We start from the raw sequence: 8,228 nt of genomic DNA on the forward strand, positions 1-8,228 counted from the left end.
CAGAAGAGGTTGCGGGCGGCCAGTCCGGCGGTGCGGATCTCCTCGCCGCAGACGAGGCATTCGCGGCCGGCCCGCCGGTAGACGTAGACCTCACCGCCGTGGTCGTCCACGCGCGGCGGGCGCCCCATCGCTTCGGGCGTGTGCTGGGCGCGCACGGTGTCGATGCGGTTGTTGCGCACGCCCTCGCGCATCAGCTCGACCAGGTCGGCCCATACGGCGTCCCACTCGGCACGCAGCAGGTCACGCCCGGCGCGGTACGGGTCGATGCCGTGCCGGAAGAGCAGCTCCGCGCGGTAGACGTTGCCGACGCCCGCGACGATCTTCTGGTCCATCAGGAGGGCGGCGACCGTCGTCCGGCTGCGGGAGATCCGCGCCCAGGCGCTGTCGGGGTCGGCGTCCTCGCGCAGCGGGTCGGGGCCGAGACGGTCCTCGACGGCCTTCTTCTCGGGCCCGGTGATCAACTCGCAGCGTGTGGGCCCCCGCAGGTCCGCGTGGACGCCGTCCCCTCCCCCGTCACCGACGAGCCGCAGGCGCACCTGGCCGACGGGCGCGGGCGCGGGGCCCGCGCCGAAGGTGAACTTGCCGTACAGGCCCAGGTGTACGTGGATCCAGCCCGTCCCCTCGAAGCCGAGGAAGAGGTGCTTCCCGTGTGCGTCGGCGTCCGACATCACCTGCCCGTCGAGGAGCGCGGCGCCGTCGGAGAACTTTCCCTGGGGGCTCGCCGCCCGGACAGGACGGCCTCCGAAGCGCTCGTGGCAGTCCTGGGCGAGCCGGTGGATCGTGTGCCCCTCGGGCATGTGCTTCAGGACTCCGGGTGATGGGCGGGTACGGGCGGGAGCTGGCCCGTGATCTCGTAGGTGGAGAGCATGTCGATGCGGCGCACGTGGCGCTCGCCGTCGGAGAACGGCGTCTTCAGGAACGTCTCGACGAACTTCACCGCCTCGTCGGTGGTGTGCATGCGCGCACCGACGCTGACGACGTTGGCGTTGTTGTGCTCGCGGGCCAGCGAGGCGGTCTCCTCGCTCCAAGCAAGCGCGCAGCGCACGCCCTTGACCTTGTTCGCGGCCATCTGCTCGCCGTTGCCGGAGCCGCCGACGACGATGCCGAGGGACTCGGTGTCCTGCGCGGTGCTCTCAGCGGCACGCATGCAGAAGGGCGGGTAGTCGTCGGCGGCGTCGTAGATGTGGGGGCCGCAGTCGACGGGTTCGTGGCCCGCCGACTTCAGCCACTCGACGAGGTGGTTCTTGAGTTCGTAGCCGGCATGATCGGAGCCGAGGTACACGCGCATGGAGGCGAGTCTATGGCGCGTCACCGCGAGGTCCGGGACCGGGAGCGACCTCGGAGACCGGGCCCGGCCACAGCGGGTGGCGGGGCCCGGTGCGAGGACTCAGCCGCGCCTGCCGACAAGCTTCCAGGCGCCGGGCAGCGCGCCCATCGCGAGCGCCGCCTTGAGGAGGTCCCCGACGAGGAACGGCACGAGGCCCGCCATGACGGCCTCGGTCAGGGACATCCCGGTGGCGACGGCGAGGTAGGGCACGCCCACCGCGTACGTCAGCGCCATGCCGACCGCCATCGTGCCGGCCGTCCGCAGCGGGCCGCGGTCGCCGCCGCGCCTCGCCAGGGCGCCGACGACGGTGGCCGCCAGCAGCATCCCGAGGACGTAGCCGAAGGAGGGCATCGCCGCTCCCGACGCGGCCTCGGCGAACCACGGCATCCCGGCGACGCCGGCCAGCGTGTAGAGGGCCATCGCCATGAAGCCCCGGCGGGCGCCGAGGCCCGCACCGACGAGCAGCGCGGCGAAGGTCTGGCCGGTGACCGGCACGGGCGATCCCGGTACGGGAACGGAGAGTTGAGCGGCGATGCCGGTCAGTGCCGCTCCTGAGAGCACCAGGACAGCGTCACGGACGTACGCACGCGGGCCGGTGACGGATGCCGACGGGGCGGACAGCACGTCGGCGAGTACGTCGCCGGGGCGGGGGTCGGCGGCAGGGGTGAGGGCGCTCATCGGGCTACTCCGGGTCCAGGGTGTCGGCGGACCGCGTGGGTCCGTGCGGGTCTTCCCGCAGTCGTGTCCGCACACCCGAATCGCGTGTGCGAACTGTTCGACGCTAGCCCAAGGCCCCTTGCACCGTGCTGGTGGCCTGCTACAAGAACGGACGCGGCCGGCTTGAGGGAAAACGTATATTGACGGCGCAGTCACCTGAAGTGAGCGGTCCGTCCGCATGCCGGAACGTCATCGGTCCACGTTGAAGTGCCGAGGGGACGCCGCTGAGACTGACAGGTGCAGGACCCACGAAATTCCGAAAGTCTTCTCAGGAACGGCCCCTTCATGACGCGCACCGAGCTGTCCGACGCGCCGCCTCCGAGCCCGGAGGGCTCCAGAACCCCAGGACAGCAGGCGCTGTCCCACGGGCTGAAGCAGCGCCATCTCTCCATGATCGCCCTGGGGGGAGTGATCGGAGCCGGGCTGTTCGTCGGCTCCGGAGCGGGCATCGCCGCAGCGGGCCCCTCGATCGTTCTCGCCTACGCGGCCTCGGGTCTGCTCGTCATGCTGGTGATGCGCATGCTGGGCGAGATGTCGGCGGCGAACCCCGCGTCCGGTTCCTTCTCCGTCCACGCGGAGCGGGCGCTCGGACCGTGGGCGGGCTTCACTGCGGGATGGATCTACTGGGTGCTGCTGTGCGTCGCGATCGCGACCGAGGCAACTGCCGCCGCGGACATCATGACCAGCTGGATGCCCGGCACCGGCTCATGGATGTGGGTCGCTCTGTTCATGGCGGTCTTCTGCCTCACCAATCTGGTCGCCGTGCGCAACTTCGGCGAGACGGAGTTCTGGTTCGCGGCCCTCAAGGTCTTCGCGATCACGGCGTTCCTGCTGCTGGGTGCCTTCGCGATCGCAGGTCTGCTGCCGGGCACCGAGGCCCCCGGGACGGCGAACCTCACCGGCGAGGGCGGCTTCCTGCCCGCCGGGACGAACGGCCTGGTCGTCGGGCTGCTCGCGTCCGTCTTCGCATACGGCGGGCTGGAGACGGTGACCATCGCCGCCGCGGAGTCGGAGGACCCGGTCAACGGCGTCGCCAAGGCCGTGCGCACTGCGATGTGGCGCATCGCGGTCTTCTACGTCGGCTCGATGCTGGTGATCGTCACCCTCATCCCGTGGGACGACAAGTCGGTGGTGGCCGGCCCGTACGCCGCGGTGCTCGAGCACATCGGCATCCCGGGCGCCGCGCAGGTGATGAACGGCGTCGTGCTCGTCGCTCTGCTGTCGGCGATGAACGCCAACATCTACGGCGCCTCGCGCATGGCCTTCTCCCTCATCGCCCGCGGTCAGGGCCCGCGCTTCCTCGGCAGGGTCAGCGCGAGCGGCGTCCCCCGTCCCGCTGTCGTGGCCTCCTCGGTCTTCGGGTTCGTCGCGGTGCTGCTGAACTTCTGGTGGCCCGAGACGGTCTTCCACTGGCTCCTGAACACGGTCGGTGCGGCGACGCTGGTGGTGTGGGGGTTCATCTCGGTCTCCCAACTGGTCAGCCGCAGGCGCCTGGAACGCGAGGCGCCCGAGAAGCTCGTGGTGCGCATGTGGGCGTTCCCGGTGCTGACCTGGGTGGCCGTCCTCGGCATCCTGGCGGTGCTGGCGCTGATGCTGCGTGAGGGCGACACCCGTACCCAACTGGCGTTCACGGCCTGCCTGACGATGGTGCTGATCGTCATCGGGCTGTTCCGGCAGAGGTCGCTCCCGCGCGAGGACGGGGACCACACGGGCGCGGCAGTGGGCAAGGGGGCCGACCGGGACTGACGTCCAGCTGGGGGCCTCCCCACAGCCGGCACCGGACAACCGAAGACATACGGAGGAGCGGTTCCGCCCACGGCGGGGCCGCTCCTTCCTCGTGTCCTGCTCCCCCGCGATGCCCTCGCTCCGACAGGCTCCTGTTGCTGTTAGCGTCTTCTTGCAAGTAATGTGCAATAACGCGAGGGAGATGCATATGGCCTTGTATTCGCTGCCGGAGCTGCCGTACGACTACTCCTCGCTGGAGCCCGTCATCAGCGGCGAGATCATCGAGCTGCACCACGACAAGCACCACGCGGGCTATGTGAAGGGCGCCAACGACACCCTCGAGCAGCTGGCCGAGGCCCGCGAGGCGGACCAGTGGGGGGCGGTCAACGGGCTGGAGAAGAACCTGGCCTTCCACCTCTCGGGGCACATCCTGCACACCATCTACTGGCAGAACATGACCGGTGACGGCGGCGGCGAGCCTCTGGAGAAGGACGGCACGGGCGAACTGGCGGACGCCATCGCGGAATCCTTCGGCTCCTTCGGCAAGTTCAAGGCGCACCTGTCCAAGGCGGCGGCCACCACTCAGGGGTCGGGCTGGGGCGTCCTCGCCTACGAGCCGGTCACGGGACGGCTCATCGTGGAGCAGGTCTACGACCACCAGGGCAACGTCGGGCAGGGCAGCGTGCCGATCCTGGTCTTCGACGCCTGGGAGCACGCCTTCTATCTCCAGTACCGGAACCAGAAGGTCGACTTCGTCGAGGCGATGTGGCGCGTCGTGAACTGGCAGGACGTCGCCAAGCGTTACGCCGCGGCGAAGGAACGGGCCAACAATCTGCTGCTGGTGCCGTAGCGGCGCGGCAGAGAGCCTCCTGCCCTCGTGATCGTCTTCTCACCGTTTCACCCGGGCAGGTGGAAGAAAGGGAGAGCCCCCGTACGGACGTGACGTACGGGGGCTCTCCTGCATGTGCGGGCGAACAGCGGGCCGCGGCCGGCACGCCGCCTGGCGGCGAAGACGGCTCAGTCGTCGAAGACGGGACCCGCGTCCCGCGTGCGCTTGATCTCGTAGAAGCCGGGCGTCGAGGCCACCATCAGGGTCCCGTCCCAGAGCTTGGCCGCTGCCTCACCCTTGGGCGCCGGAGTGACCACGGGACCGAAGAAGGCGATGCGCTCGCCTTCGGCTCCGGGCACGGCGATGACGGGGGTGCCCACGTCCTGGCCGACCAGGTCGATGCCTTCCTTGTGGGATGCGCGCAGCGCCTCGTCGTAGTCGGTGGAGTCGGCCGCGTCCGCCAGGTCGGCGGGCAGGCCGGCCTCCTCGAGGGCGTCGAGGATCACCTGGCGGGACTGGTCCTGGCCGCGGTTGTGGAAGCGGGTGCCCAGCGCGGTGTAGAGCGGGCCGAGGGCGTCGGCTCCGTACTTCTGCTCGGCGGCGATGCACACACGGACCGGCCCCCAGGCGCTGGCCAGCAGCTCCCGGTACCCCTCGGGCAGCTCGTCCAGCTTGTCCTCGTTGAGGACGGCCAGGCTCATCACGTGCCAGCGGACCTCGATCGGCCGCACCTTCTCCACCTCCAGCATCCAGCGGGAGGTCAGCCAGGCCCACGGGCACCTGGGGTCGAACCAGAAGTCGGCAACGGTCTTCTGCGTCATGGCCACGCTCTCCTCGGAAACTGTGAAAGGCCGGGCTCTGTCGCAACACCGGAACGCCCGCCGGGATTCCCGGCTGTGTGGCGCGTGTGCCGCGTGAAATGCTGAGACGCATGGCCGGAGACCCGAGTCCCGGTCGTGAGCCGCGAGGATGGGAGCCATGCCGTGCCCGGAGAGAACCTGACACGTGACGAGGCACAGCGCCGGGCCGGGCTGCTGTCCGTGGACGGTTACCAGGTCGCGCTGGACCTGCGCTCGGCGATCGCTCCCCCGCCGGCGAGCGGCCCGCGCACCTTCCGTTCGACGACGACGATCCGCTTCCGCTGCTCGCAGCCGGGTGCCTCCACCTTCGCCGACCTCGTGGCGCCGTCCGTGCACTCGGTCTCCCTCAACGGCCGCTCGCTGCCCGTCGACACGGTCTTCGACGGCGCCCGCATCACTCTCGACGGCCTCGCCGCCGAGAACGAGCTCGTCGTCGACGCGGCGTGCGCCTACAGCCGTACGGGCGAGGGCCTGCACCACTTCCTGGACCCCGAGGACGGCGAGGTCTACCTCTACACGCAGTACGAACCGGCGGACGCCCGGAGGGTCTTCGCCAACTTCGAGCAGCCCGACCTCAAGGCGCCCTTCGAGTTCACCGTGACGGCGCCCTCCGCGTGGACGGTGCTGAGCAACGGCACCCAGGCCGGAGAGACCGAGCTCATCGACGAAGGCGCGTCCGCCTGCCTGCACTTCGAGCGCACGCAGCCGATCTCGACGTACATCACCGCCGTCGTCGCCGGGCCCTACCACTACGTCACGGACACCTACCGGCGCACACAGGGTGAGGGCGCGGAGCTGGAGATCCCCCTCGGCGCGCTGTGCCGCAAGGGCCTGGCCAGGTACTTCGACGCGGACGACATCTTCACCGTCACCAAGCAGGGACTGGACTTCTTCCACGACCACTTCGGATTTCCCTACCCCTTCGGGAAGTACGAGCAGGCCTTCGTCCCCGAATACAACATCGGCGCGATGGAGAACCCGGGACTGGTCACCTTCCGCGAGGAGTTCGTCTTCCGCGGCAAGGTCACGCAGGCCTCGTACGAGGGCAGGGCGAACGTCATCCTGCACGAGATGGCGCACATGTGGTTCGGCGACCTGGTGACGATGGAGTGGTGGGACGACCTGTGGCTCAAGGAGTCCTTCGCGGACTTCATGGGCGCGCTGGCCCTGGTGGAGGCGACCCGCTTCAAGGACGGCTGGATCAGCTTCGCCAACCGCCGCAAGTCATGGGCCTACCGCGCCGACCAACTGCCCTCCACGCACCCCGTCACGGCGGACATCGGCGACCTGGAGGACGCCAAGCTCAACTTCGACGGGATCACCTACGCCAAGGGCGCCTCGGTGCTCAAGCAGCTCGTGGCGTACGTGGGCCGGGACACCTTCCTCGAGGGAGCGCGGCGCTACTTCCAGCGGCACGCGTGGGGGAACACGACACTGGCGGATCTGCTGGCGGTCCTCGCCGAGACCTCCGGGCGTGACATGGAGGAGTGGTCGCGCGCCTGGCTCCAGACAGCGGGAGTCAACTCCCTGACGCCGCAGGTCACTTGCGGCGCCGACGGCAGGATCACCGAGCTGGCCGTGCTCCAGGAGGCGCCGGAGGCCCATCCGGTGCTGCGTCCGCACCGGGTGGCCGTGGGGCTCTACCGCCGCGACGACGCGGAGGGCAGGCTGGTCCGTTACGCCAGGGCGGAGACGGACGTCAGCGGCACCCGTACGGTCGTCGACGAGCTGACGGGCGAGGAGGGGCCCGACCTCGTGCTCGTCAACGATGACGACCTGACCTACTGCAAGACCCGCCTGGACGAGACATCGATGGAGACGCTGCGCGCGCACCTCGGTGAACTCGCCCCGCAACCAGGGCTCCCCGGCCCCGCCGGGACGGACGGCTCCGACGCCCACAATCCCTCCCTCTCCCGGGCCCTGTGCTGGTCGGCCATGTGGAACCTGACGCGCGACGCGCTGATGCCCGCGCGGGATTTCGTCTCGCTGGTGCTCTCATTCGCGGGCACCGAGTCGGACATCGGCGTCCTGCAGATGCTGCACGCCTGGAGCCGGACCGCGATCACCTACTACGCCGACCCCGAATGGCGTGAGGAGGGCGGACGGGCCCTGGCCGAGGGCGCGTTGAAGGCGCTGCGGCAGGCCGAACCGGGCAGTGGCCACCAGCTCGCCTGGGCACGCTTCTTCTCGGCTGTCGCCACCGACGAGAAGGACCTTCAGATGCTGCAGGGGCTGCTCGCGGGCTCGGCGCGCATCGACGGACTGGTCATCGACCAGGAGTTGCGCTGGACGTTCCTGGTGACCCTGGCGGCGCGCGGCGCTGCCGACGCCGCCGTGCTCGACGCCGAACTCGCCCGCGACGACACGGCGTCCGGCAAGCGGCACCACGTGCGCTGCCTCACGGCACGGCCCTCGGCGGAGGTCAAGGCACAGGCCTGGGAGACGGTGATCACCTCGGACCGGCTCTCCAACGCCCTTGTCGAGGCGACGATTTCGGGCTTCGCCCAGCCCGGCCAGGAGGCGCTGACGGCGCCGTACACCCAGCGGTACTTCGACGCGCTGGAGGAGATCTGGCGGACCCGCTCGATCGAGATCGCCATGGCGATCGTGCGGGGTCTCTACCCGGACCTCCAGGCCGACCAGGCCACCCTGGACGCGACCGACGCGTGGCTGGGCACGCACGAGGACGCCGCGCCCGCTCTGCGCCGGCTGGTCCTGGAATCGCGTGACGACCTGGCGCGCGCGCTGCACGCTCAGCGCTGTGACGCGA

The 8,228-nt window shown here is 70.0% G+C and carries 7 protein-coding genes; 3 read left to right on the forward strand and 4 right to left on the reverse strand.

From position 1 onward, the window contains the following. The 3 genes from H5J26_RS25505 to H5J26_RS25515 all read right to left on the reverse strand — a co-directional run. The coding region (locus H5J26_RS25505; protein ID WP_181768317.1) for an Fpg/Nei family DNA glycosylase at positions 1-797 on the reverse strand (797 nt) is incomplete at its 3' end. A 5-nt stretch (positions 798-802) separates the two neighbouring features. Beyond that, on the reverse strand, positions 803-1,288 hold the full coding sequence (locus H5J26_RS25510) for a ribose-5-phosphate isomerase (protein WP_181768318.1): 486 nt from the start codon (positions 1,286-1,288) through the stop codon (positions 803-805). Between the two features lie 99 nt (positions 1,289-1,387). After that, complete coding sequence (locus H5J26_RS25515) at positions 1,388-2,005, reverse strand: biotin transporter BioY (protein WP_181768319.1); 618 nt, start codon at positions 2,003-2,005, stop codon at positions 1,388-1,390. A gap of 324 nt (positions 2,006-2,329) precedes the next feature. Between H5J26_RS25515 and H5J26_RS25520 the strand changes: the two genes are divergently transcribed. Next, positions 2,330-3,790, forward strand: coding sequence for an amino acid permease (locus H5J26_RS25520; protein WP_181768320.1), 1,461 nt, complete (start codon positions 2,330-2,332; stop codon positions 3,788-3,790). A 187-nt stretch (positions 3,791-3,977) separates the two neighbouring features. Continuing rightward, entirely contained in the window at positions 3,978-4,619 is a 642-nt protein-coding gene (locus H5J26_RS25525) for a superoxide dismutase (RefSeq protein WP_181768321.1), read from the forward strand. Positions 4,620-4,786: 167 nt separating this feature from the next. Here the strand turns inward: H5J26_RS25525 and H5J26_RS25530 are convergent, their stop codons facing one another. After that, positions 4,787-5,419 carry a DsbA family protein gene (locus H5J26_RS25530; protein ID WP_181768322.1) on the reverse strand — a complete coding sequence of 211 codons (633 nt, stop codon included), beginning with the start codon at positions 5,417-5,419 and terminating at the stop codon, positions 4,787-4,789. A gap of 162 nt (positions 5,420-5,581) precedes the next feature. Between H5J26_RS25530 and pepN the strand changes: the two genes are divergently transcribed. Beyond that, positions 5,582-8,228, forward strand: a 2,647-nt coding sequence (pepN, locus tag H5J26_RS25535) for an aminopeptidase N (RefSeq protein ID WP_181768323.1), incomplete at its 3' end; no start/stop codon positions are given.

The sequence above is a fragment of the Streptomyces albidus (ex Kaewkla and Franco 2022) genome (assembly GCF_013870515.1).
In the GTDB taxonomy this organism is placed as follows: Bacteria; Actinomycetota; Actinomycetes; order Streptomycetales; family Streptomycetaceae; genus Streptomyces; species Streptomyces albidus.

What these genes read in the sequence shown, in the direction of transcription:
- H5J26_RS25510 (WP_181768318.1), bottom strand. Translation starts at nt 1,288, where the DNA reads ATGCGCGTGTACCTCGGCTCCGATCATGCCGGCTACGAACTCAAGAAC.
- H5J26_RS25515 (WP_181768319.1), bottom strand. Translation starts at nt 2,005, where the DNA reads ATGAGCGCCCTCACCCCTGCCGCCGACCCCCGCCCCGGCGACGTACTC.
- H5J26_RS25520 (WP_181768320.1), top strand. Translation starts at nt 2,330, where the DNA reads ATGACGCGCACCGAGCTGTCCGACGCGCCGCCTCCGAGCCCGGAGGGC.
- H5J26_RS25525 (WP_181768321.1), top strand. Translation starts at nt 3,978, where the DNA reads ATGGCCTTGTATTCGCTGCCGGAGCTGCCGTACGACTACTCCTCGCTG.
- H5J26_RS25530 (WP_181768322.1), bottom strand. Translation starts at nt 5,419, where the DNA reads ATGACGCAGAAGACCGTTGCCGACTTCTGGTTCGACCCCAGGTGCCCG.